This is a genomic window from Methylobacterium gregans (genome assembly GCF_022179245.1).
In the GTDB taxonomy this organism is placed as follows: domain Bacteria; phylum Pseudomonadota; class Alphaproteobacteria; order Rhizobiales; family Beijerinckiaceae; genus Methylobacterium; species Methylobacterium gregans.
In genome coordinates this window covers 1-22421 of sequence record NZ_BPQM01000142.1, presented here as the reverse complement: position 1 = coordinate 22421, position 22421 = coordinate 1, and the positions used below count along the sequence as shown (strand labels likewise).

Annotated in this window: 23 protein-coding genes and 2 tRNA genes; 21 read left to right on the top strand and 4 right to left on the bottom strand. The window is 70.7% G+C overall.

The features are described from left to right. The first annotated feature begins 53 nt into the window (after positions 1–53). The 11 genes from rocF to recD2 all read left to right on the top strand — a co-directional run bounded on the left by rocF (position 54) and on the right by recD2 (position 10854). The gene (gene rocF / locus MFF54_RS24235) at positions 54–1001 is read left to right on the top strand and encodes an arginase (RefSeq protein ID WP_238306762.1); all 948 of its coding nucleotides are present in this window, start codon (positions 54–56) and stop codon (positions 999–1001) included. Further along, the gene (locus MFF54_RS24230) at positions 998–1855 is read left to right on the top strand and encodes an urease accessory protein UreD (protein ID WP_238306759.1); all 858 of its coding nucleotides are present in this window, start codon (positions 998–1000) and stop codon (positions 1853–1855) included. The genes rocF and MFF54_RS24230 overlap by 4 nt, the downstream gene beginning before the upstream one ends. Positions 1856–1992: 137 nt before the next feature. Beyond that, positions 1993–2066: transfer RNA gene (locus tag MFF54_RS24225), tRNA-Cys, on the top strand. Between the two features lie 321 nt (positions 2067–2387). Continuing rightward, positions 2388–2463: transfer RNA gene (locus tag MFF54_RS24220), tRNA-Asn, on the top strand. Between the two features lie 619 nt (positions 2464–3082). After that, entirely contained in the window at positions 3083–3352 is a 270-nt protein-coding gene (locus tag MFF54_RS24215; protein ID WP_238306761.1) for a hypothetical protein, read from the top strand. A 198-nt stretch (positions 3353–3550) separates the two neighbouring features. Continuing rightward, positions 3551–5527: a putative bifunctional diguanylate cyclase/phosphodiesterase gene (locus tag MFF54_RS24210; protein ID WP_238306758.1), complete on the top strand. Its 1977-nt coding sequence runs from the start codon at positions 3551–3553 to the stop codon at positions 5525–5527. A gap of 196 nt (positions 5528–5723) precedes the next feature. Then, entirely contained in the window at positions 5724–6581 is an 858-nt protein-coding gene (locus tag MFF54_RS24205) for an aminoglycoside phosphotransferase family protein (RefSeq protein ID WP_238306757.1), read from the top strand. Between the two features lie 150 nt (positions 6582–6731). Then, positions 6732–7271 (top strand): copper chaperone PCu(A)C, encoded by a 540-nt coding sequence (locus MFF54_RS24200; RefSeq protein ID WP_238306756.1) that lies wholly within the window; start codon positions 6732–6734, stop codon positions 7269–7271. Then, a complete protein-coding gene (locus MFF54_RS24195; protein ID WP_238306755.1) occupies positions 7261–7863 on the top strand; it encodes an SCO family protein in 603 nt (200 codons plus the stop codon). Before MFF54_RS24200 ends, MFF54_RS24195 begins: the two co-directional genes overlap by 11 nt. A 101-nt stretch (positions 7864–7964) precedes the next feature. Beyond that, positions 7965–8453 (top strand): hypothetical protein, encoded by a 489-nt coding sequence (locus MFF54_RS24190; RefSeq protein WP_238306754.1) that lies wholly within the window; start codon positions 7965–7967, stop codon positions 8451–8453. A 175-nt stretch (positions 8454–8628) separates the two neighbouring features. Then, a complete protein-coding gene (recD2, locus tag MFF54_RS24185; RefSeq protein WP_238306753.1) occupies positions 8629–10854 on the top strand; it encodes an SF1B family DNA helicase RecD2 in 2226 nt (741 codons plus the stop codon). Here the strand turns inward: recD2 and MFF54_RS24180 are convergent. Continuing rightward, positions 10830–11087, bottom strand: coding sequence for a hypothetical protein (locus MFF54_RS24180; protein WP_238306752.1), 258 nt, complete (start codon positions 11085–11087; stop codon positions 10830–10832). The two genes, recD2 and MFF54_RS24180, sit on opposite strands and share 25 nt — an antisense overlap. Positions 11088–11361: 274 nt before the next feature. On the opposite strand from MFF54_RS24180, the gene MFF54_RS24175 reads away from it, so the two are divergent. The 3 genes from MFF54_RS24175 to MFF54_RS24165 all read left to right on the top strand — a co-directional run bounded on the left by MFF54_RS24175 (position 11362) and on the right by MFF54_RS24165 (position 12314). Then, a complete protein-coding gene (locus tag MFF54_RS24175) occupies positions 11362–11595 on the top strand; it encodes a hypothetical protein (RefSeq protein WP_238306751.1) in 234 nt (77 codons plus the stop codon). Between the two features lie 136 nt (positions 11596–11731). Continuing rightward, positions 11732–11980, top strand: coding sequence for a hypothetical protein (locus MFF54_RS24170; protein ID WP_238306750.1), 249 nt, complete (start codon positions 11732–11734; stop codon positions 11978–11980). A gap of 82 nt (positions 11981–12062) precedes the next feature. Beyond that, positions 12063–12314 carry a hypothetical protein gene (locus tag MFF54_RS24165; protein ID WP_238306749.1) on the top strand — a complete coding sequence of 84 codons (252 nt, stop codon included), beginning with the start codon at positions 12063–12065 and terminating at the stop codon, positions 12312–12314. 77 nt (positions 12315–12391) lie between these two features. Here MFF54_RS24165 and MFF54_RS24160 read toward each other — a convergent pair whose 3' ends face one another. Next, positions 12392–12733, bottom strand: a complete 342-nt coding sequence (locus tag MFF54_RS24160; RefSeq protein ID WP_238306748.1) for a hypothetical protein — start codon at positions 12731–12733, stop codon at positions 12392–12394. Between the two features lie 232 nt (positions 12734–12965). Between MFF54_RS24160 and MFF54_RS24155 the strand changes: the two genes are divergently transcribed. The 4 genes from MFF54_RS24155 to MFF54_RS24140 are packed head-to-tail and all read left to right on the top strand — an operon-like array spanning position 12966 to position 18275. After that, the gene (locus tag MFF54_RS24155; RefSeq protein WP_238306747.1) at positions 12966–13250 is read left to right on the top strand and encodes a hypothetical protein; all 285 of its coding nucleotides are present in this window, start codon (positions 12966–12968) and stop codon (positions 13248–13250) included. Then, on the top strand, positions 13247–13882 hold the full coding sequence (locus MFF54_RS24150; RefSeq protein WP_238306746.1) for a TetR/AcrR family transcriptional regulator: 636 nt from the start codon (positions 13247–13249) through the stop codon (positions 13880–13882). The genes MFF54_RS24155 and MFF54_RS24150 overlap by 4 nt, the downstream gene beginning before the upstream one ends. 35 nt (positions 13883–13917) lie before the next feature. Then, the gene (locus MFF54_RS24145) at positions 13918–15117 is read left to right on the top strand and encodes an efflux RND transporter periplasmic adaptor subunit (protein ID WP_238306760.1); all 1200 of its coding nucleotides are present in this window, start codon (positions 13918–13920) and stop codon (positions 15115–15117) included. A 47-nt stretch (positions 15118–15164) separates the two neighbouring features. Next, positions 15165–18275: an efflux RND transporter permease subunit gene (locus MFF54_RS24140; RefSeq protein WP_238306745.1), complete on the top strand. Its 3111-nt coding sequence runs from the start codon at positions 15165–15167 to the stop codon at positions 18273–18275. A gap of 63 nt (positions 18276–18338) precedes the next feature. Here the strand turns inward: MFF54_RS24140 and MFF54_RS24135 are convergent, their stop codons facing one another. Then, the gene (locus MFF54_RS24135) at positions 18339–18551 is read right to left on the bottom strand and encodes a hypothetical protein (RefSeq protein WP_238306744.1); all 213 of its coding nucleotides are present in this window, start codon (positions 18549–18551) and stop codon (positions 18339–18341) included. Positions 18552–18964: 413 nt separating this feature from the next. On the opposite strand from MFF54_RS24135, the gene MFF54_RS24130 reads away from it, so the two are divergent. The 3 genes from MFF54_RS24130 to MFF54_RS24120 all read left to right on the top strand — a co-directional run bounded on the left by MFF54_RS24130 (position 18965) and on the right by MFF54_RS24120 (position 21432). Next, the gene (locus MFF54_RS24130) at positions 18965–19849 is read left to right on the top strand and encodes an outer membrane protein (protein ID WP_238306743.1); all 885 of its coding nucleotides are present in this window, start codon (positions 18965–18967) and stop codon (positions 19847–19849) included. Positions 19850–20059: 210 nt separating this feature from the next. Continuing rightward, positions 20060–20305 carry a hypothetical protein gene (locus tag MFF54_RS24125; RefSeq protein WP_238306742.1) on the top strand — a complete coding sequence of 82 codons (246 nt, stop codon included), beginning with the start codon at positions 20060–20062 and terminating at the stop codon, positions 20303–20305. Positions 20306–20928: 623 nt separating this feature from the next. Continuing rightward, positions 20929–21432, top strand: coding sequence for a YciE/YciF ferroxidase family protein (locus MFF54_RS24120; protein WP_238306741.1), 504 nt, complete (start codon positions 20929–20931; stop codon positions 21430–21432). 51 nt (positions 21433–21483) lie between these two features. On the opposite strand, the gene MFF54_RS24115 is transcribed toward MFF54_RS24120, so the two are convergent. Beyond that, entirely contained in the window at positions 21484–22029 is a 546-nt protein-coding gene (locus MFF54_RS24115; protein ID WP_238306740.1) for a PAS domain-containing protein, read from the bottom strand. Positions 22030–22421 lie beyond the last annotated feature (392 nt).

Below are 22421 nucleotides of genomic sequence, written 5' to 3'. Positions count from 1 at the left end.
AGGCCGGGGTGCCGGGGGCGGATGTGGCGCAGGAGAGCGAGATCGTGCCCGAGATGAGCGGGGCGGCGCGCAGGATCGTCGTGATCGGAGCGCCGATCGATGTCGGCACCAGCGAGCCGGGCGCCCTGATGGGGCCGGCTGCCCTGCGTACGGCCGGCCTGATCCGCAGCCTGCGCGATCTCGGCCACGACGTCGTCGACGCGGGCGACGTTGCGCCTGACCTCGCCCCGGAGGCGCGAGGCCTGACCGCCGTCGCCGCCTGGACCCGGGACCTAGCTGGGGCCGTGGAGGCGGCGCTCGGTGCGGGCGGCCTGCCGCTGGTGATGGGCGGCGACCACAGCCTGTCCCTGGGCTCCGTCGAGGGCGCGATGCGCCACTGCGCGGCGGCGGGCCGGCCGCTCTTCGTGCTCTGGCTCGACGCGCACGCCGACTTCAACACGCCCGAGACCTCCCCCTCGGGCAACATCCACGGCATGCCGCTCGCGGCGCTCTGCGGCGAGCCGGGCTTCTCCGGGCTGTTCGAGGATGCCGCGCGGGCGAGCCTTGACCCCGCGCGGGTCCACCTGTTCGGCCTGCGCTCGATCGATGCGGGCGAGCGCGCACTGGTACGCGCGCGCGCGCTCGGCGTGACCGATATGCGCGACATCGACGAGTTCGGCGTGGTGGCGCCGCTCCGGCGCATCCTCGAGCGCGTGGCGGAGGCCGGCGGCCACCTGCACGTCAGTTTCGACATCGATTTCCTGGACCCCGCGATCGCGCCGGGCGTCGGCACCACGGTGCCGGGCGGGGCGACCTTCCGCGAGGCGCATCTCATCATGGAGATGCTGCACGATTCCGGGCTGGTCCGCTCCCTCGACGTGGTCGAGCTGAACCCGTTCCTCGACGAGCGGGGGAGGAGCGCCCGCGTGCTGGTGGAACTGGTCGCCAGCCTGTTCGGCCGCCGCATCCTCGACCGCCCCACGCCGCCGATCGAGGCCGTGCCCGGACGCGGCCCGGCATGAACGCGCACGTTCCTTTGACCGTCCCTTCCACCGGGGCGGCGCCCGCGCGTCAGCGCTCGGTGGGGCACGTCGCGCTCCTGGCGGAGGGGCCCGGCCCGGCTCGGCTGCGCGATCTCGCCGAAGCCGGGCCGCTGCGGCTGCGTTTTCCTCGCCGCCACGGCGCTGATGAGACCGAGGCCGTGCTCGTCAACACCGCGGGCGGCGTCGCCTGCGGTGACCGCTTCAGCGTCGCGATCGACCTCGCGGCGGAGGCGCGGCTCTGTTTCACCAGCACGGCGGCGGAGAAGATTTATCGCTCGGACGGGCCGATCAGCCGGATCGAGAACCGGGTTCGCCTCGGGCCGGGCGCCCGGCTCGCCTGGCTGCCGCAGGAAACGATCCTGTTCGACCGGGTGCGGGTGCGCCGGAGCTTCGAAGCGGACCTTGCACCCGACGCGGCCCTGTTGATCTTCGAGGCCGTGGCTTTCGGGCGGACCGCCCGGGGCGAGACCCTCGGCGCGGCACTGTTCGAGGATGCGTGGCGCGTGCGCCGGGCTGGTCGGCTCGTCTACGCCGACGCACTGCGGCTCGACGGGGCCGTCGGCGCCCTGCTCGCCCGCCCAGCCATCGGCGGCGGGGCCGCCGCTTGCGCTACGCTGCTCGACCTCTCTCCCGGCGCCGAGGCCCGGTTGGACGAGGCGCGGGGCCTGCTCGATGGCGCCGCGACCCTCGGCGTAGAGACGGGCGCGAGCGCCTGGAACGGGCACCTCGTCGTGCGAATGCTCGCGCCCGCGATCGGGCCGCTGCGCAGTCTGGCCGCCCGCTTCCTCGAAGCCTACCGTGCGGCGCCCCTGCCCCGGGTCTGGCAGAGCTGAGGTGCCGCACGGTTTCGCTGCGAAAGGCCGCGCAAAGTCGTTGCCTCGCGACCCGCACCTCTGCTAGACACCGCCCACCTTGAGCCGGCTGCCCGGCTCGGGACGCGACGCTGCCCTTGAGGGCCGCGGATGCCGAGGGCCTCGTGGCGGAGTGGTTACGCAGAGGACTGCAAATCCTTGCACCCCGGTTCGATTCCGGGCGAGGCCTCCAAAAACTCCCGATCCATCTCCGAATGATCCTGCATGCCGACCCGGACCGGGGCTTGGGCGCGCGGGATCGTGCGAACCGACAACCGTCGCGGCATCGCCGGACGACGCGATGGTCCGTCCTGTTGCAGAGCCCCAAGAGCAGGACTGGACTTGCTGATGCAGAGCCGGTCGTGGGTGTAGGCGCAGGTGTCATTTCTGATTTGCGCGCAAAGACTTATGATCGTTCCGCGTCGCCGGTGTGACGGTTCGGACACGCTTCTGCGACGGTGCGAAATCCGCGCTTGCCAGCACCCATCCGCCTGTGTAGATACGGCTTCACTGATCCCCGATAGCTCAGTTGGTAGAGCAGGCGACTGTTAATCGCCTTGTCGCAGGTTCGAGTCCTGCTCGGGGAGCCAGTTCTTCCGTAAGCATAGATATTGCCAAGTCATTCGGGTCGCGTTCGTCCCGAAGATATGCTCGCGTTGCGCCCGCGCGCTCGACGGCGTCCTGCGCGGCGAATGCAGCCCTCTGGAAATCTTTGGACTGACCCGCGGACATGTCCGCGCTGGCAACCGACCCGTTTCGGTCTCCGAGCCGGTACGCCGCTAAAGCTCGATCCGGCGCTTTCGCCGTCGAGGTCGAAGATCTCGCTGGGCACGGTGTATGGCACGCTCCTGCACCGGCGCGCCGCGGTTGCAGACGCTGTCGACGACCGTGATGTCCACGTATCGGGCCCGCCCGCCGACGGCGCCGAGTGCGGAGTTCAGGGCGTCGTCGATCGCCGCGGCGTGACGCGCGAGGGTCTGGAGCGTTCGACGTTCCGCTGCCTCATGCGCCGCAGCGTCGGCGGCAGGATGCGGGCCGGTAGTCTGAGCTGGAGCCGGCAGGTACCACGCATGCGCGGCAGATTTTCTTCCCGGGTGGGAGGTGCGTCCCAGCACGTCGTGCCACTGATGATAGGTCTATATTGAAATCATCCAGGGAGGATCTGGTCGAGTTCAAATGACCAGTGCAACGACGCAGATGAGGAACATGATGAGCATTCGTATCGCCGCCGCTGTTGCCGTTCTCGTGATCGGCGTTGCTGCGCCGGCCTCCTCCGTGCTGGCCTTTCCCTACGATGGCCCCCGCGGCCACTACACCGGTTTCGCCTCGGAAGGAGTGGAGACAACGGGCGCGCTCGGCTTCTACGGCAGCCGCAACCCGGCCCATTGTCCGATGAGTTCGGCCGCCGAGGGCAACGCCAACCAGCAGAACTTTCCAGTCAAGCAGTACGGTCAGACCGCGGGCGGAAACCGCTGCTGAGTTGATCCTCGCATGGGATGATCCGGGACCGCCTTCGGGCGGTCCTTCACGCGTCGGTTGATCATCGTAGCCGGCGAGGCAGATCGCGCCATCCCGGTCTATTGCTTTGCTCCGTTACCGCTTCACCACTCCGTTACATCTTCCGGCCTAGGAATTGCTACTGCTCCTGCCTGGAGTTTGAAGGAACGGTGACGTCGCATGGGCCTCCTGCGGAGCGCCGAGTCTCAACGGATCGGGTTGATCCGCCGCGACCAGCTCGACGCTGTTCGTGGAAGCGTCCTCAATGCGATTCCCATCAATGCGCTGCTCGGCTTGGCCGGCCTCTTCGTCGCGGCGCATGCGGGCCGGACGGAACCGGGTCTGATCTGGTTCGCCGCCTCGTCTGCCGCCAACCTGCTGCGAATCGGACTCTGCCGGACCGCCTGCCCAGGCTTGGCGCTGACACGCGCGACGCCGCTCGAGCTGGCGGCCGCCGCCGCCCGGTCGGTCGACCGGCACCTGCGCCTGTGCTGGCTGGCGGCCCTTCTGTCCGGCGCGGTCTGGGCCTTCCTGCCGCTTCTCTGCGCGGGCTACACCTCGGACCAGACGCTGTTCTATCTCACCATCACATGCGGCATCACCGCGGGGGCGGTGACCTACGGGACAGCCTTCGCCCGCATCCCGATCTCCTTCATCACGCCGCCGCTCCTCTCCGCTGCGGCCTGCCTGTTCTACGCGGGCGGCTTCGACCGCACCTGCCTCGCCGCCACGGTCGTACTCTACCTGATGGCCCTCATCCGCGGCGCCGTCGCCTCGGAGGCGGGTTTCCGCGAGACGAGCCGCCTGAAGCATGAGGCGACGGCGCTCGCCGAGGCGCACGAGGCGGCGCATGCCAGCGCGCGCGCGCTGGCCGAGGAGATGCGGGTCCGCGCGACTCACGACGCTCTGACCGGGCTCTTGAACCGCGCGGGCTTCGCCCAGCAGGCGGAGGAGCGGCTCGCCGACCGGCCCTGCCTGATGCTGCTCGACCTCGACGGCTTCAAGTCGGTCAACGACATCTACGGCCACACCACCGGGGATCGCCTCCTTGCAGAGGTCGCGCGGCGCATTGCCGAGAGCCTGCCGACGGGATGCTGCGCCGCGCGCCTGGGCGGTGACGAGTTCGCCCTCCTGTACGACCCCGCGGCATCGGACTGCCCGCCCGAGCGGCTCGCCAAGCGCCTGATCGGGCGCGTGGCCGAGCCGTTCGAGAGCTTCGTCACCGGGCGTCTGGGCATGAGCATCGGCATCTGCCAGGTCCCGGCCGACAGCGTGACCGACCTGCTGACCTGCGCGGACCAGGCGCTCTACGCCGCCAAGGCCGCGGGCCGGAACCGCTTCCGCGCCTTTGACGAGGGGCTGTTGCGTTGCCTCGCGATGCGCCGGGACTGCGAACGCGATCTGTCGCGCGCCCTGGCGGAGGGCGCCCTCGCAGTGTGGTTCCAGCCGATCTTCGGGCAGGCGGGACGCAACGTGGTGGGCCTCGAGGCGTTGGTGCGCTGGCACCATCCGGTGCACGGCTGGATCCCGCCGGGTGACCTGATCGCGGCGGCGTCCGCGGCGGGCCTCACCGAGTCGCTCTTGCGCTTCATCCTCGAGCAGGTCTGCACGATGATGCTGACCCTGCGCGAGCGCGGGCTCGGAGATGTGCGCGTCGCCATGAACGTCTCGCCCCGCGAGATGGCGCAGATTCCCGTTGACGAGATCGTGCTCGGGCGGCTGCGGGCGCTCGGCCTGTCGCTCCCGATGCTGGAGATCGAGATCACCGAGGAGACCGCGCTCGACATCGAGGCCACGCAGGGCAAGCTCTCCGCCCTGTCGCAGGCCGGGATCCGCCTGGCGCTCGACGATTTCGGGGTGGGCTACTCCGCCCTCGCCTCTCTGCGCGCCCTGCGGGCGGACCGGATCAAGATCGACCGGAGCCTCGTCACTGGGCTCGCCGCTTCCGACGACAAGCGCGGGCTCGTCCAGGCGGTGCTCGGCCTCGGCCGGGCCCTGGGTCTCGACGTGGTCGCGGAGGGCGTGGAGACCGCCGAGGATCTCGCGACGCTGGAAGCGTTGGGCTGCCGCTTCATGCAGGGCTATCATCTGGGCCGGCCTGCTCCGGCCGATGCGACGTTGCGGATGATGGCGGACCTGCGCGCGAGCGCGGCCTGACGCATCCGGCAGCTCATCCCTCAAAAGCGCTAGGCTGTCGCGAGACTCGTTCGAGAGCCGGTAAAGTGTTGAGCGGGCGCCACACGCGCGCGACATCTGTTCGCGACGTTTCCCATCGTTAGCCGGCGCGATTGACGGAGCAAAGGTCCGCATCGATAGCATTGTCCGTGGGGGCTGATGCCTGTGGTGGAGAGCCATGGCAGGTCAGGCCTCGCCCTTCGTCTTCTCTGGATTGTCTCCGATCGCGCCGGATCCTGCCCGTTCCTTGGGGGTGGGCCGCAGCGCCGAGGTCTTCGCGGACGCTCCGGGCCGCGTCCTCAAGCTCTACGTTGCCGGATCCGATCCGGAGGCGATCGCGGCGGAATTCCGCGCCTCGCGGCTCGCCCACGCGCAGGGCCTGCCCTCGGTTCGGGCGCACGCCGTGGTCGCGCGCGGCGAGCGCACCGGCATCCTGTTCGATCGGGTCGAGGGCCGCACCCTGCTCCGGCACTGCGGCGTCAATCCGCTGCGCGTGATGCCGGGTTTCCGCGCCCTTGCCCTGATGCACCGGCGCATCCATGCCCGCTCGGGCGCCGGCCTGCCCGATCAGCACGCGATCCTGCGGGAAAGCATCGTGCGGGCTCGCATCTCGGAGGGCGCGCGCGCGGCCGCGCTCGCCCGGCTGGAACGCCTGCCGCGGGGCGAGGCCCTCTGCCACGGCGACCTGCATCCCGAGAACGTGCTGGTCACCCGCGACGGCTGGCGCGTGGTGGATTGGCAGAAGGCCGTGGCAGGCCACCCGGCCGCCGACGTGGCACGGACCGCCATGCTCATCCGCTTCGGTCGCGTGGTGGACGGCCCCGGCAGAGCGGCCGCCATGGCGCGTCTGCGCGACCTCGTCGCCTTCTGGTACACGCTCTGTTACCGGCAGGGACCGGGTCCGCGGATCGGGTTCGCAGAGATCCGGGCCTGGACGCTTCCCGTCGCCGCCGCGCGTCTCGCCGGCCGCGTCGCCGAGAACGAGGCGGTCCTGCGCGCGGAGGTCGAACGGCTCGCCGCCGAGGAGCGGGGCTGAGGCGCGCCGGGTCCGACGGGCGCGGGTTGTCATCATGTCGCCCCGGCTCCGCACGCTTGGGGCTTCTCGCCCGCGCGGCGCGGCGTTAGGCCGTTGGCGGCGCCGAACCGGCAGCCCCCGTCCCGTCCCCCGTCCTCAGGAGACCTCGCGATGACCCGATTCCCGCCGGATGCCCGCTTCCCGCGCCTCGGCGCGCTCGGACTGGCCGGCCTCGTGCTCATCGCGTCCGCGGGGCTCGCCGCGGCCCACGACTACACGGCCGGCAGCCTCAAGATCGGCCATCCCTGGTCGCGGGCGACGCCCGGCGGCGCCAAGGTCGCGGGCGGCTACGTCACCGTGACCAACACCGGCACCGAGCCCGACCGGCTGGTCGGCGGCTCGCTCAGCGAGGCCGGTCGGACCGAGCTCCACAGCATGTCGATGCAGGGCGACGTGATGAAGATGGCTCCGATCGAGGGCGGTGTCGCGATCGCGCCCGGCGAGACCGTCAAGCTCGCCCCCGGCGGGAACCACATGATGTTCCTCGATCTGAAGACCCAGCTGAAGCAGGGCGCCCGGATCAAGGGGACCCTGGTCTTCGAGAAGGCCGGCACCGTGCCGGTGGAGTTCGCGGTGGAGAGCATCGCCGCCAAGGCGCCCGCCGAGGGCGAGGCCGGGCACGATCATTCCGGCCACAAGCATGCCCACTGAGGGGGCCTCGCGCCGCAGCGTCCTGCTGACCTTCGGCCTGCTCGGTCTCGGGCTCGCGGCGATCGTCGGCACGACCGTCGCGCTGCTGCCGGGCGGGCCGATGCGGCCGGCGATGTCGGTCATCGGCGGCCCGTTCCGGCTGCAGTCGAGCAAGGGCGGCGTGCTCGATTCCGCGACGCTCGCGGGCAAGCCCTACCTCGTCGGCTTCGGCTTCACGCAGTGCCCGAACGTCTGCCCGACGGTGCTCGCCGACCTCACCAACCTGATCGAGGCCCTGCACCGGGAGGGGCGCGACATCGGCGTCTACTACGTCACGGTCGACCCCGAGCGCGACACGGCCGCGGTGATGCGGGACTACATGGCCTCGTTCAGCGACCGGATCACCGGTCTCACCGGCACGCCGGAGGAGATCCGGCAGGTGGAGCAGGCCTTCCGGGCCGAGGTGCGCAAGGTGCCCCTGAAGGACGGCGGCTACACCTTCGAGCACACCGCGATGCTCTACCTGATGGACGCCTCCGGCCGCTTCGTCGGCCCGCTCGATCTGGCGGCGGGGCAGGAACTCGCCCTGAAGCAGATCCGCGCCGTCCTCTGACCGGGCGTGACCGGAGATCCCGCGCGAACGTCCTCGACAGGCGGGTCCGCTCGCCTAGAGTGCCGTCCGGCCGCTCGGCCGGCCGCTTCTGGAGACCCGACTTGCTCCGCATCGCCCTGTCCGCCGCCCTCTCGGCGGGCGCGCTCTTCGCCTCCGGGGCGGCGGCGCAATCCGCGCTCCCCTCCGCCGCCGAGGCGGTGCGCCTCGTGCGCGAGCACCGGACCAACGGCTACGTGACCGTGGCGCAGACGCTGGCCTACGCGGCGCGCGCGCGCTCCGAGAGCTTCCGCCTCGCCGACATCCGCGCCGAGCGGCGCCCCGGCGAGGACTTCGCCCGGGTCCGGATCTGCTACTGGCTGCGCCCGCCCGGAACCCAGGCCCTGCCGAGCTGTGGGATCGGCTTCGTGGTCACGACGAACCCGGCCCATGTCGAGCCGGAGAGACGCTTCGCAGGGCTCGGCCGCGACCTCCAGGACGGACGGGAGGCCTTCCTGCGCGGCCTCGACCGCGAACTCGCGCAGATCGCCGACCCGCAGACGCGGGCGCTGCGTGGCCTGCTCGACCCCTACGATCTCTACGACGACCGCTGAAGGAACGCGCCCGCTCGGACGATCTGCCGCCTTTGCGGCGGCGCCCCGCATCCCGATCTTACCGTTCTGAGCTGGGAAATCCTGGTGACGGGCGGGCGGCGCGGATCGCGGGCCCCGCCCCGCGGCGCTAGGGTGCTCCGGCCCGGCCCCGGCGGCCCGAGCGAGCGTGCGGCGTATGAACCAGCGGGTGGGACCGCAGAGCGCGGAGCGCGGATCGCCCGTCGAGGCGCTGTCCGGCACGATCGAGCGCGTCACCTTCCACAGTCCCGAGACGGGCTTCTGCGTGCTGAAGGTGCAGGCCCGGGGACGGCGCGACCTCGTGCCGGTCGTCGGGCATGCCCCCGCGGTCGCGGCCGGCGAGTGGATCACCGCCACGGGCCTGTGGTTCTCGGACCGCCAGCACGGCCTTCAGTTCAAGGCCGAGACGCTCAAGGTCACGCCGCCGACCGGTCCGGAGGGGATCGAGCGCTATCTCGCCTCGGGCCAGATGCGCGGCATCGGTCCGGCCATGGCCAAGCGCATCGTCGCGGCTTTCGGCGCGCGCACCTTCGAGATCATCGAGGCCGAGCCGCACCGGCTCATCGAGGTCGGCGGCATCGGCCGCACCCGCGCCGCCCGCATCGTCGCCGGCTGGGCCGAGCAGCGAGCGGTGCGCGAGATCATGCTGTTCCTGCACGCCCACGGCGTCGGCACGGCCCGCGCCGTGCGCATCTTCAAGACATACGGGTACGAGGCGATCGCGGTGATGGGCGAGGACCCGTACCGCCTCGCCCGGGACGTGCGCGGCATCGGCTTCCGCACCGCCGACGCCATCGCGATGAAGCTCGGTCTCGCCCCCGACGCACCCCAGCGCCTGCGCGCGGGCGTCGCCTTCGCGCTGCAGACCGCGATGGACGAGGGGCACTGCGCGCTCCCGCTGGAGCATCTCGCGGGCCTCGCGGAGAAGCTCTTGGAGGTCGAGGCCCCGCTGGTGCGGGCGGCGATCTTCGAGGCGCTCGCCCGCGCCGAGGACGTCGTGGCCGACACGGTCGCGGGCGAGCCCTGCATCTTCCTGAAGGGCCTCCACGCGGCCGAGCGCGGCATCGCCGAGCGCCTCGTGCGCCGGGCGGCCGGCGCGCCGCCCTGGCCGGCGATCGACGTCGAGCGGGCGCTGCCCTGGGTCGAGGCACGCACCGGCAAGACGCTCTCGCCCTCGCAAGGCGAAGCCGTGCGCCTGCTGCTGGCCTCCAAGATCGCCGTGATGACCGGCGGCCCTGGCGTCGGCAAGACGAGCACGCTCGATTCCGTGCTGCGCATCCTGGCGGCCAAGGGGGTGCGGGTGCTGCTCGCCGCACCCACCGGCCGGGCGGCCAAGCGCATGAGCGAGCAGACCGGGTTGGAAGCGCGCACCCTGCACCGCCTGCTGGAATTCGATCCCCGGCACGGCGGCTTCAAGCGCACCGAGGAGAATCCCCTCCCCTGCGATCTCCTCGTCCTCGACGAGTGCTCGATGATCGACGTGCCCCTGATGCACGCGCTGCTGAAGGCCGTGCCGGAGCAGGCGGGCCTGCTCCTCGTCGGCGACGTCGACCAGCTCCCCTCGGTCGGCCCCGGCCAGGTACTCGCCGACGTGATCGCCTCCGGCACCGTCCCGGTGGCGCGGCTGACGGAGGTGTTCCGTCAGGCCGCCGAGAGCCGGATCGTGCGCAACGCCCACCGGATCAATGCCGGGCAGATGCCGGAGCGGCCGGGGCCGGGCGAGCGGGCCGACTTCCACATCGTCGAGGTCGAGGATCCGGAGGCGGGCGTCGAGCGCCTGATCGAGGTGGTGACGCGGCGCATCCCGCGCGCCTTCGGCCTCGACCCGACCCGCGACGTTCAGGTGCTGACGCCGATGCAGCGTGGGACGATGGGCGCGCGCAACCTCAACATCGCGCTTCAGCGCGTCCTGAACCCGGACCCGCCGGCCGAAGTTCAGCGCTTCGGCTGGCGCTTCGCGCCCGGCGACCGGGTGATGGAGACGCAGAACGACTATGACCGCGAGGTCTTCAACGGCGATCTCGGCCGGATCCTGCGCATCGACGACGACGAGGGCGCGGTGGTGGTCGGTTTCGAAGGCCGGGAGGTGACCTACCCGTTCGGCGAGCTCGACACGCTGGTGCCGGCCTTCGCCACGACGATCCACAAGAGCCAGGGCTCCGAGTACCCGGCGGTGGTGATCCCGCTGGTCACGCAGCATTACACGATGCTCGCGCGCAACCTGCTCTATACCGGCGTGACGCGGGGCAGGCAGCTCGTGGTTCTGGTCGGCCAGCGCCGGGCGATCGCCATGGCGGTGCGCGGCGGCCACCGGCGCCGCTACACGAGGCTCGCGGAGTGGCTCGGTGCTCCGCCGCCTCAGGCCCTGCGGCGCACGGCGTAGCGGTAGGCGCGGCCCTCCGCATCGGTCAGCTCGCCGTCGGGGCCGTCGGCCCAGATGACGTGGTCGTCGGCCTCGGGCCGGTCGGTCAGGACCGCGCCGCGGCTGATCTCCAGCTCGATCCCGGCCCCGTAGGCGGTCGCGGTCGTCTCCTGGATCGCCTCCCCGATATCCGCCTCGTCGGGAAGGCATACGAAGAGGACGTCGTCGGCGATGGCCAGCGTGTAGGTACGCATCTGCGAAGCTCCGTCTGCTGCCGGGTGGGAGGGCCGAGGCGCCGCACGGTGCGGCGGCGCGCGTGAGGTAAGCGCGCTGCCGCGGTTCGGAAGCGCGTCGGATCGAGAGCAGCCCTGCGTCTGCCGTGGGCCCGCTGCGGAGCGGGCCGCGGCGGCCATGCGCGAAAACGCACATCGCGAGCGGGCCGGCGGCATGGCAGGTCGGCACGCGCTTGCTGGCGCGGAAGATGCACGCCTAAGGTGTATTGATGGGGGTCTGGCGACGGGAACGCCTGTGCTGGACGACGGCTTCACCTACGGCGGTCTGGTCCTCGGGCTGGCCGCGCTCGCGCTCTGGCTCCGGCTCGCCTCGCGCGCCGTGCCGAGCTTCGAGACCATGCTGGCCCGCTATCAGGACGAGCGGGTCGCTTCGGAGATCGGACCGCCGAGCGGCCTGGGTCGGCTGGCCGTCTGCGCCACCGCGATGGCTCTGACCTTCTCAGCCATCGGCTACGTCATTCCGGACTGATCGCCCGAACCGAGCCCTCCGACCGACGGTCGGGACGCCGACCGCCGCCGGTTGTCCCCTGGCAGGTTCCGCGTGCGTCCGGCCTGATTCTGAACTAGAACATTTGGCGAACAAAGGCCGCCGACGGGGGATTGCCGTGGACGCTGTGCAGCGGGTGGGAAGCTACCTTCAGGTGCAGGACGAGGAGGGCTGTCGGCACCTCCTGCGCGTGACGGCCGTTCAGGCGCTCTCCGACACGGACCCGCTGCGCAACGAGACCTTCATCACGGCGGCGGGCCGTACGATCCGGGTCCCGCAATCCCTCGACGCGATCGTGGGCCTGATCGCGCCGGGCGAGCGTCTCATGGCGGAGGGCGAGCCGCCCGACACCGTCTGGCCGTTCTGAATGGGCGTCGGATCGCCGCGCAGCCGGGCGAAGCGACGGGTTCGCGCGTTGGCCCGGCACAGATCCGGAGTTTCACAGACCAATGCCCATCGTGCTCGCCGTTCTCGCCGCCGCGCTCCTCGCCGGTCCCGCGCTCGCCCAGGTCGACCGGACCGGGACGGGAGGCGGTCCGCAGACGACCGAGCGTGCCGGAAACGTGACGTCGACCGGCCAGACCAAGCCTCCGAGCCGCGCCGCGAGCCCGACCGCGCAGAACAATCCGGATCGGGCCCCGGATGGGCAGACCCGCGGCGGCATCAGCACCGGCATCTGCATCGGCTGCAACGCGAAGTGATCGGCGCGATGTGATCCGTCGCGCGCGAGGCGATCCATGAACCGGCGCTTGCTGGCAAGCCGTCCTCGGCTGCCGCGTCAGCGGCGTTCGGTGAGGCGGCAGGCGGCACGGCTGGCGCGGGGCCAGCCGTAGTAGATCACCTCCGTGACGGCGCTCGCGCCTTCGGCCATCTCTCGGACAGGCGCTTCCGCGGTGTCCAGCGGCCGGCCGCCCTCGTCCTGGAACGTGCAGGCCAGGGTGAGCCCGGCCACAGGTGCGCCGCCGTTGTGCAGCGAGACCAGGGCGCGCTGCGGCTCGTGGGAGTCCGGAGGGGCGCGCAGCTCGGTTGCGACGATCCGAACCGTCGGCTCCGCGGCGGCGGCTTGGAGAACGCCACCCCCGACGAGCGCCAGGGCCGCGAACCACCCCCGCCTCGTCACGGATATCCTATCGCCGCGCATACGCATCCGCCGATCCCGAGAAACCTGCCGCGCCTGACGCCCCTGACTCCCTCGGCCGGCGAGCGCGGGCACGGAGCGGGACGTACCGGAGAACCGCGCGCGCCCGACCCCCGTTCCCCGCGCCGGTCCGGACGAGAATGAACGTTCATTGACGTGAGAATGAACGTTCATTATGGTGTGGGTCAGTGCAGGAGTAGCGCAGGAGTTGCGTATGCGCGCGTCGAGCCAGATCCTCCCGAACCGCCGGACTGGTGCCGCGACCGAGCCGCGCATCGTCGCCGTGCTGCGCGAAGCGGTGGCGCCCGCCAATCTCGCCCTCGGCGCGGTTCTGTTGCTGGGCTGGTTCGCGCTGGTGAGCTGGACCGGTGCAGGGCCGGCCGGCTGGCAGGCCCGGCTCTGCGCCGGCCTCGACCTTCAGCCGCGTGCCTGCGGGTCCGTGCAACTCACCGACGAGGCGGCGGCCCTCCGTCCCGCCGAGGCGGGACGCGCCTCGTGAGCGGCGCGGCGGCCGTCGCGGAGGTCCGCAGCGCGCAGGCGCAGCGGCGCGAGCACATCCTGGACGCCGCGGAAGCCTGCTTCGTGCGCAACGGGTTTCACCGCACCACGATGCAGGATCTCGCCCGCGAGGCTGGCATGAGCCCGGGCAACATCTACCGCTACTTCGAGTCGAAGGAGGCCGTCGTGCGCGGCCTCGCCGAGCGCGACCGCGAGCGCGGCATGGCGCTGGTCGAGGAGTTCGAGCGGGCGGGCGACCGGCGCGGGGCGCTGCTGCGCATCATCGAACATTACTTCGCCAACATGACCCGCGAGGATGCGGTCCTGCGCGTCGATCTCTGGTCCGAGGCGACCCGCAACCCCGATATCGCCGCCCTGGTGAAACAGGGCGAGGACGAGGCGCGGTGCTGGATGACCGAGATCTTCACCGCGCTCGCGGCGAGGCCGGGCTGCGATCCGGCCGGGCTCCACGCGCTGCTCGACGCCCAGATGAAGGGCATCGTGGTGGCCCGCGCGCTCAGCCCCGACTACGACCCGGCCCAGGCGGCGGCGCGGCTCTGCGCCCTGATGGAGGCCGGCCTCGAAGGCCGTCTGCCGGCCACCGCATACCCCCGCGGGGAGACCGTATCATGAGACCCGTCCTCCTGCGTGCCGCGCCCGCCGCGCTGATGCTCGGGCTGACGCTCGCGGGGATTCCGGCGGCCGCCCGCGCCGAGACCGCCGCGCCCAAGGCGCCGCCCCCGCCCGCCGTCAGCGTGGTCGAGGCCGCGCGCCGCGAGATCACCGAGACGGTGGTCGTCACCGGTACCCTGGTGCCGCGCGACGAGATCCTGGTGACGCCGGAGATCGAGGGCTACCGCATCACCGAGCTGCTGGTCGAGGAAGGTGCCCGCGTCGAGCGCGGTCAGGTGCTGGCGCGGCTCTCGCGCGACCTGATTGACCGCCAGCTCGCCCAGCAGAGCGCGCTGATCGACAAGGCCGCCGCCGTCGTGCCGCAGGCCCAGAGCACCATCGAGCAGGCGGAGGCCGCCGAGACCGAGGCCCGCCTCGCCTACGATCGTGCCCGCCAGCTCATGACCTCCGGCAACGCGACCGCGGTGATCATGGAGACCCGCACCGCCGCCCTGCGGCAGGCCGAGGGCAAGCTCGCCTTCGCCCGCAACGGCCTCGTCATCGCCCGGGCGGAGCTCGCCCAGGCGCGCGCCGTGAAGGACGAGCTCGAACTGCGCCTCGCCCGCACGGAGATCCGCGCGCCGGAGGCCGGCATCGTCAGCCGCCGCACCGCCCGCGTCGGCATGACGGCCTCCGCCTCCGCCGAGCCCCTGTTCCGGCTCATCGCCCGCGGCGAGATCGAGCTGGAGGGCGAGGTCGTGGAGACCAAGCTGCCGCGCCTGCGCGACGGCTCGCCCGCCTGGATCGAGATCGGCGAGGGCGAGCGCGTCGAGGGCCGCGTGCGGGTGGTCTACCCGGAGGTCGACCGGGCGAGCCGCCTCGGCAAGGTCCGGGTCCGGCTTCAGCCGGATCCGTGCCTGCGCATCGGCACCTTCGCGCGGGGCGCCGTGGAGCTCGCCCGCACCCGCGGCGTCACGGTCCCGCAGGCCGCCGTCCTCTACGGGGGCGCGAAGGGCTCCAGCGTCCTCGTTGCGGTGGGCGAGAAGGTCGAGGCGCGCCCCGTCCGCACCGGCCTCTCCGACGACGACGACATCGAGATCCGCGAGGGTCTGGAGCCCGGCGAGCGGGTGGTGGCGCGTGCCGGCAGCTTCCTGCGCGACGGCGACCGGGTTCGGCCCGTCCTCCTCGCCACCCCCGCCCCCGCTGTGGCCGCGATGCCCGCGGCCCGCGCCACGGCGGATGCCGGCGCGCCCTGACGCGCGCCGCCCTTCCCTCCTGACGGACCGCCCCCAGGGACTGCCCGATGCGCCTCAACGTCTCCGCCTGGGCGATCCGCAACCCGATCGCGCCCCTCGTCCTCTTCCTCGTTCTGGTGGTGCTGGGCCTCGTCAGCTTCCGAGGGCTCGCCGTCACCCGCATGCCGAACGTGGACGTGCCGATCGTCTCCGTCGCGATCACCCAGTCGGGCGCGGCGCCCTCCGAACTTCAGACCCAGGTCACCAAGTGGGTCGAGGACTCGATCGCGGGCGTGCGCGGCGTCAAGCACATCACCTCGTCGATCACCGAGGGCTCCTCCGTCACCACGGTCGAGTTCCGCCTGGAGGTGAACACCGACCGTGCCGTCAACGACGTCAAGGACGCGATCTCGAAGATCCGCATCAACCTGCCGCGCACCATCGACGAGCCGGTGATCCAGCGGGTCGAGATCACCGGCCTGCCGATCCTGATCTACGGCGTCACCTCGCCCGCCATGACGCCGGCCGACCTGTCATGGTTCGTGGAGGACAATGTCGCGCGCACGCTCCAGGGCGTGAAGGGCGTCGGCGGCGTCGAGCGCGTCGGCGGCGTCGCTCGGGAACTGCGCGTCACGCTCCGGCCCGACCGCCTCCTGGCGCTCGGCATCACCGCGGCCGATGTGAACCGGCAACTCCGGCTCACCTCCGCCGACATGGCGGGCGGGCGCGGCGAGGTCGGCGGGCGCGAGCAGTCGATCCGGACGCTCGCCGCCTCCCGCACGCTGCGCGACCTCAAGGCGACCTCGATCGTCCTGCCCGGCGGTCGCAAGGTCCGGCTCGACGACCTCGCGACGATCGAGGACGCGATCGAGGAACCGCGCACCTTCGCCCGCTTCAACGGCGAGCCGGTGGTGGCGCTCGCCGTCTCCCGCGGCTCGGGCGCGAGCGACGCCGAGGTCGCGGCCGGCGTCGAGAGGAAGATGGCGGAGATCCGGGCGAGCTACCCGGAGATCCGCTTCGAGCGGATCGATTCCTCGGTCGAGGCGACCCGCGGCTCCTACGAATCGGCGATGCACACCCTGATCGAGGGCGCGGCGCTGGCGGTCGTGGTGGTGCTGCTGTTCCTGCGCGACTGGCGCGCGACGATGATCGCCGCGGTGGCGCTGCCGCTCTCGGTCTTCCCGACCTTCTGGGCGATGGACGCGATGGGCTTCACGCTCAACGGCATCAGCCTGCTCGCCATCACGCTCGTCACCGGCATCTTGGTGGACGACGCGATCGTGGAGATCGAGAACATCGTCCGGCACATGCGGATGGGGAAATCCGCCTACCGCGCCGCCCTGGAGGGCGCCGACGAGATCGGGCTCGCGGTCATCGCCATCACCGCCACCCTGATCGCGGTGTTCGCGCCCGTCTCCTTCATGGGCGGCATCGCGGGCCGCTACTTCATCCAGTTCGGCCTGACCATCGCGGTCTCGGTCTTCATGTCGCTGCTGGTCGCGCGCCTGATCACGCCGATGATGGCCGCCTACTTTCTGCGCGACCACGGCCATCACGAGGAGCGCGAGGGGCCGGTGATGCGCGCCTACGCCCGCGTCGTGACGTGGTCGGTGCGCCACCGCTTCATCACCCTGATCGCGGGTCTCGCGCTGTTTGCCGGCTCGCTCGTCTCGACGGGGCTCCTGCCCTCCGGCTTCATTCCGAAGCAGGACAATGCCCGCACCCTGTTCATGGTGGAGCTGGCGCCGGGCGCCCGGCTCGCCGACACGGTCGCGGTCTCCGACCGGGTGGTGGAGCGCATCCGCGCGCTGCCCGAGGTCGTCTCGGTCTTCGTCGACGGCGGCCGCCAGCTGCCGGGCAAGAAGGAGACGCGCCTCGCCACCCTCATCGTCAACCTGACGCCGAAGGCGGAGCGCGCCAAGCGGCAATGGACGCTCGAGGGCGAGATCGCCGCGATGCTCGCCGAGGAGCCGGACATCCGCTCCTGGACGCTCCGCGAGAGCGGCCAGCGCGACCTCGCCCTGGTGGTGAGCGGCCCCGACGTCGACGTGGTGACCGAGGTCGCCGCGCGCCTCCAGCGCGACATGGCGGGGATCCCGCATCTCGTCTCGGTGATGTCGACGGCGCCGCTAAACCGGACCGAGGTCCGCATCCGCCCGAAGGCGGGCGCCGCGGCCGACCTCGGCGTCTCGACCGACACCATCGCCGAGACCGTGCGGGTCGGCACGATCGGCGACATCGGCCTCAACCTCGCGAAGTTCAACGCGAAGGACCGCCAGGTGCCGATCCGGGTGATGCTGCCCGAGAGCGCCCGCGGCGCCCTCTCGCGGCTGGAGAACCTGAAGGTGCCGGCCAAGAACGGCACCGCCGTGCCGCTGGCCGCGGTCGCCGACATCGAACTCGACCAGGGGCCGGGCGCGATCGACCGCTACGACCGCGCCGTGCGCGTCGCCGTCGAGGCCAACCTGGAGGGGTCCGACGCGCTGGGGACGGCGATCGCCCAGGCGCTGCAGACGCCGACCGCGAAGAGCTTGCCGCCGGGCGTCACCATCAAGCAGACGGGCGATGCCGAGATCATGCAGGAGGTCTTCTCCGGCTTCCTCCTGGCGATGGGCGCCGGCATCATGATGGTCTACGCGGTGCTGGTGCTGCTCTTCGGCAACTTCCTGCAGCCGCTCACCATCCTGTTCTCGTTGCCGCTCTCGATCGGCGGCGCGATCCTCGGCCTGCTCCTGTGCAACATGTCGATCTCGATGCCCGTCGTGATCGGCATTCTGATGCTGATGGGGCTGGTGACGAAGAACGCGATCATGCTGGTCGATTTCGCCGTCGAGGAGATGCGCCGGGGCGTCGATCCGGTCACGGCGATCGTGGATGCGGGCCGCAAGCGCGCCCGTCCCATCGTCATGACCACGATCGCGATGGCGGCCGGCATGGTGCCCTCGGCGCTGGCGCTCGGCATCGGCGGGGAGTTCCGCGCTCCGATGGCGGTGGCGGTGATCGGCGGCCTGATCGTCTCGACGCTGCTCTCGCTCGTCTTCGTGCCGGCTGTCTTCCTGCTGGTGGACAGCCTGTCCCGGGTGCTCAAACGCCTGCTCGGCCGTTTTGTGGGCGTGCGAGACGAGCCTGAGGCCGGGAGCGTCCCGCACGCGGTGTCCGGCACCGCCCACGGAGGCTGAGAGCCTCCACACGAAGAAAGGCCAGCCCGCCGGGCTGGCCTCTCGTTCGTCGGGAGGACAAGCTTACTCGCCGGCCATCATCTCGGGCGAGTAGTGGCCGCACCAGTCGGACGCCGACACGACGGGCCAGAGACCGTGCTCCTGCGGCCCCGGCTGCGTCACCGGCGGGTTGAAGCGGCACAGACCCTCGTCGCCGCTCTGGCCGGCCGACTGCGTGGCCTTGTGCGTGTCGAAGTAGCGGCAGCTCTGGCACTGGGCGTTCATGGTGTTGGCCATCGTGTTCCTCCGCGCTTGCCCGGCCGGACCGAAATCCGCACCGTTCGGAATTAGAAGAAATCCAATCTGGCGGGTTAACGCGGCCGAGCCGCGGTGGTTTCATAGGCCCCGCTGCACGGGCGCGGCCCGAGCCGATCCCGCGTGCTTCAAGACCGCACGCCTCCGGATCGCACGCCTCCGGACCGCTCCGGCTCCGGCTGCCGCCACGGCGAAATCCTGGCAAAAGTCTAACGGCGGAGGGGTCCGTCACGGAATTCACCGGCACCCCTCAAGGCTTGTGCGCTCCCGCACCTCTCGGCTGGCGGCCTTGCCGGCTCGCTCCCTCGGTGTTGCAGGACTGCACTATCGAGCGGCCGCGCTTTGGTTTTTCTCTCCGGCCATGGTCCCCGCCCCGGGGACGAGGAATTTGAGCCATGAAGAAGATCCTGCTTGCCTCCACGGTCCTTGCCGGCCTGACCGCTGCCGCGTCGGCCGCCGACCTTCCGCGTCGCGCCGCTCCGCCGCCGGTGTTCACCCCTGTTCCGGTCTTCACCTGGACGGGCTTCTACGCCGGTTTCAACGCCGGTTATGGCTTCGGCACCAGCGACAACAACCGCGGCACCCTGGTGGCCGTGCCCGGCTCGTACGGCCTGACCACGGCCGCCGGCCCCAACCTGATCGCCTTCCAGGGCGAGCGCTCGGCCGACGGCTTCGTTGGCGGTGGCCAGATCGGCTACAACTGGCAGCTGACCCCCGGCTCGGGCGTGGTCATCGGTATCGAGGCCGACGCGCAGTACGTGGACTTCGGCCGTGACCGCAACCGCTTCGCCATCGCCCCGGTCGGCGCCGTGCAGGCTCCGGGCGCGCTGATCTTCAACCCGAACGGCCTGACCGGTCTCGACTACTTCGGCACCGTGCGCGGCCGCCTCGGCTACGCCTTCGACCGCACCCTCGTGTACGCCACCGGCGGCTTCGCCTACGGCTCGGGCGGCGGTCGCGACTTCGGTCTGCCCAACGCCTCGCGCGATGAGTTCCAGACCGGCTACGCGGTCGGCGGCGGTATCGAGTACGCCCTCCCCACCGACTCGTTCCTGAACTTCTTCCGCGCTTCGGCCGTGACGCTGAAGGTCGAAGGCCTCTACGTGAACCTCGACCAGGGCAACCGCAACAACGGCCTGTTCGGCGTCAACGCCGCCGGCCTGCCGGTCGGCCTGTCCAGCCCGGGCGTGCAGCTCGTCTCCGGCGTCACCAACAACCGCCGCGACACCGAGTTCGCCGTCGTCCGCGCCGGCGTCAACTACAAGTTCGGCTCGTACTAAGACCGGACCAACGGGTCGGGCATTGCCCGCCCCATTATTGGCTCTCAAGCCGCAGAAAGCCTCGGGAGGAAACTCCCGGGGCTTTCGCGTTCGACGGCGCGTCAGGCTCGACGACCAATGGGCTTCGTCTCGGCACGATCATGTGATCGCAGGTCTGAATTGCGCGCGACCGTGTACTCGGCGCGTCGCGGCGCGACGTAGGATGTCCGCATGGGCACCGGGAAACGATACGGCACGGATCCCGCCGCGGACGCGGCCGAGATCCCGGGCGTGACATTGCAGCGGATCGCCGCCGCTCTTGGCGTTCCGATCGCGGTCTTCATCGAGGGCGTCGCGGTCGAGCCCCGTCTCCATGAGACGCTCGAGCTGCTGCGCTTATGGTCCCTGGTGCGCGAGCCGGAGCTCGCGCAGCGCGTCCTGGCCTTCCTCGCGGCCGTCATTGCCGAGCAGAGCTAGGACCGGAAGGTCGGCATGATCCGATCCGCGGAGCCGCGTAGGGGGATGACGCTGGCCCGGCTCGCGCAGGAGATCGCCAGCGGCCGGTGCTTCGCGCATCATTCTGCTTGCCGACAGCGCAGGGAGGAGATTAGAACCCTCTTGGACTGCGGGCCATAAAAAAGGCCACTCCCGAAGGAGCGGCCCGAAGTCTAGGGAGGAAACGCCCAAAAGAGGGCTGCGCGACCGCGACGCCATCGCGGCTGCGCAAAATCCTTGTGCCATAGGTTGCGGTGCAGCACTACGCCGCCGGCGTGCGGTGGGGCATGTTCTGGCTGCATGGTAACGTTTTCAGCGTGGCCTTTGCAGCCGCGCATCAGCCGGCCGCAGCAACGTTTCCGGGTCGATTCCGAGGCGGTCGAGAGTGCTGGCGGAGCCCTCTGGCAGGATCCGCCGCGACGCGGGCACGGGCCGGTCGTTGCCCGGCAGACGAGCTGCGCCTCCGCTCCCATCCCTGCCACCCGGCCATGCCTGGGCTCGTCGCGGCATCTCAGGAACTCTGCTGCCCGCTTCCGCTTCCTCCAAGACGAGCCGGTAGTTCGGCCAGGCCGAAAACCTCGGCCTGATCGTCTGAGGAGGACGTCATGGGTCTGTTCACGAAGGACATCAAGTCGCTCGACGACCTGTTCGTGCACACGTTGCAGGACGTCTACTACGCCGAGAACCAGATCACGAAGGCGCTGCCGAAGATGATCGCCAAGGCCAGCGATCCCCAGCTCAGGCAGGGCTTCGAGACCCACCTGCACGAGACCGAGAACCAGATCCGGCGGTTGGAACAGGTGTTCCAGATGCACGGGCATGAGCCGAGGGCGGTCGATTGTCCGGCCATCGACGGTATCATCAAGGAGGCGAACGAGACCGCGAGCGAGATCGCCGATGCGGAAGTGCTGGACGCCGCGCTGCTCGCCGCCGCACAGGCCGTAGAGCATTACGAGATCACACGCTACGGCACCCTGATCGCCTGGGCGCGCCGCCTTGGCCGGGATGATTGCGCGGGCGTACTCCAGCAGACGCTCGACGAGGAGAAGGCGACGGACCAGAAGCTGACCGCCATGGCCGAGAGTAAGGTGAACCGCCAAGCCGCGTGACGGGCTGCGTCGGCGCGGAGCCGATGCGTTGGACGTGTCCAGTGAACTTGGTCAGTGAACTTGGTCCGAGCCGTCCGCCCCGTCGCTCCTCGCGAGTTCGAGGCCCACTTGGTAGAGCACCGTGCGCAAGCCCGTCAGGAGGTGTGCGCCGCCCGGCCGATCGAGAAGCGCGTGCGCCGCGATCAGGTGGTCGGCCGCCATCTCCAGGCTGGATCGTGCGGTTTCCAAAGCGCGATCCTGTGGCGGATCGAAGGATCCGATCGTCCCCCGTGCGCGCGCCTCGTCGGGATCCGGGATCCGCGCGATCGCGCCGAGGAAGCCCAGGAAACACCGGCCCGGCGGTCCGAAGGAGGGTACGGCACCTCCGAGCACCCAGATGTGGTGCCCCGCGGGATTCAGCAGCCGGTAGCGCACGCTGAAAGGCTCTTCCCGCCGGATCGCCTCGGCCACGATGCTGCGCACCACGGCCCGATCCTCGGGATGCAGGACGCGGATCCAGCCGTAATCGACCGCCTCCGCCAGCGTCTGACCGGTGAAATCGGTCCATTCCCTGCCGATGTAGATCGCCTTTCCGGCAGCGTTCGTGACGAAGATCATGGCGCTATCCCGTCCCGGATGTTCTGCCGCGTCGTGGTGCCGAGGCCTGCGCGCGGTCTGTTCTGCCCTTTGTGCCCCAGAAGTTCGGCCAGCCGCCACGTATAACGCGGTCTGGCTAGAGCGAGCAGGGAATAAATTCAGGATCTGTTAAAACAACCTCACGTTTTGACGACAAAATTTCAGCGCGCCGAGGCGGGCTCGAGCCTCACGTGTTTCTGGATCGTTGCGGGGAAGCTTGTGTGCATAGGTAGGCATTGGCACTTGATCTTGCCATAACGCTCGCAGATCTAGCTCGTGTAGGTGTCCTCATCGGGTTGTGGCAATGGCAGAAGAAACGTCGGATTTGCGCTCCAATCTCGTCGAACCGGCCGTCGACATCGTGTCGGCCTATG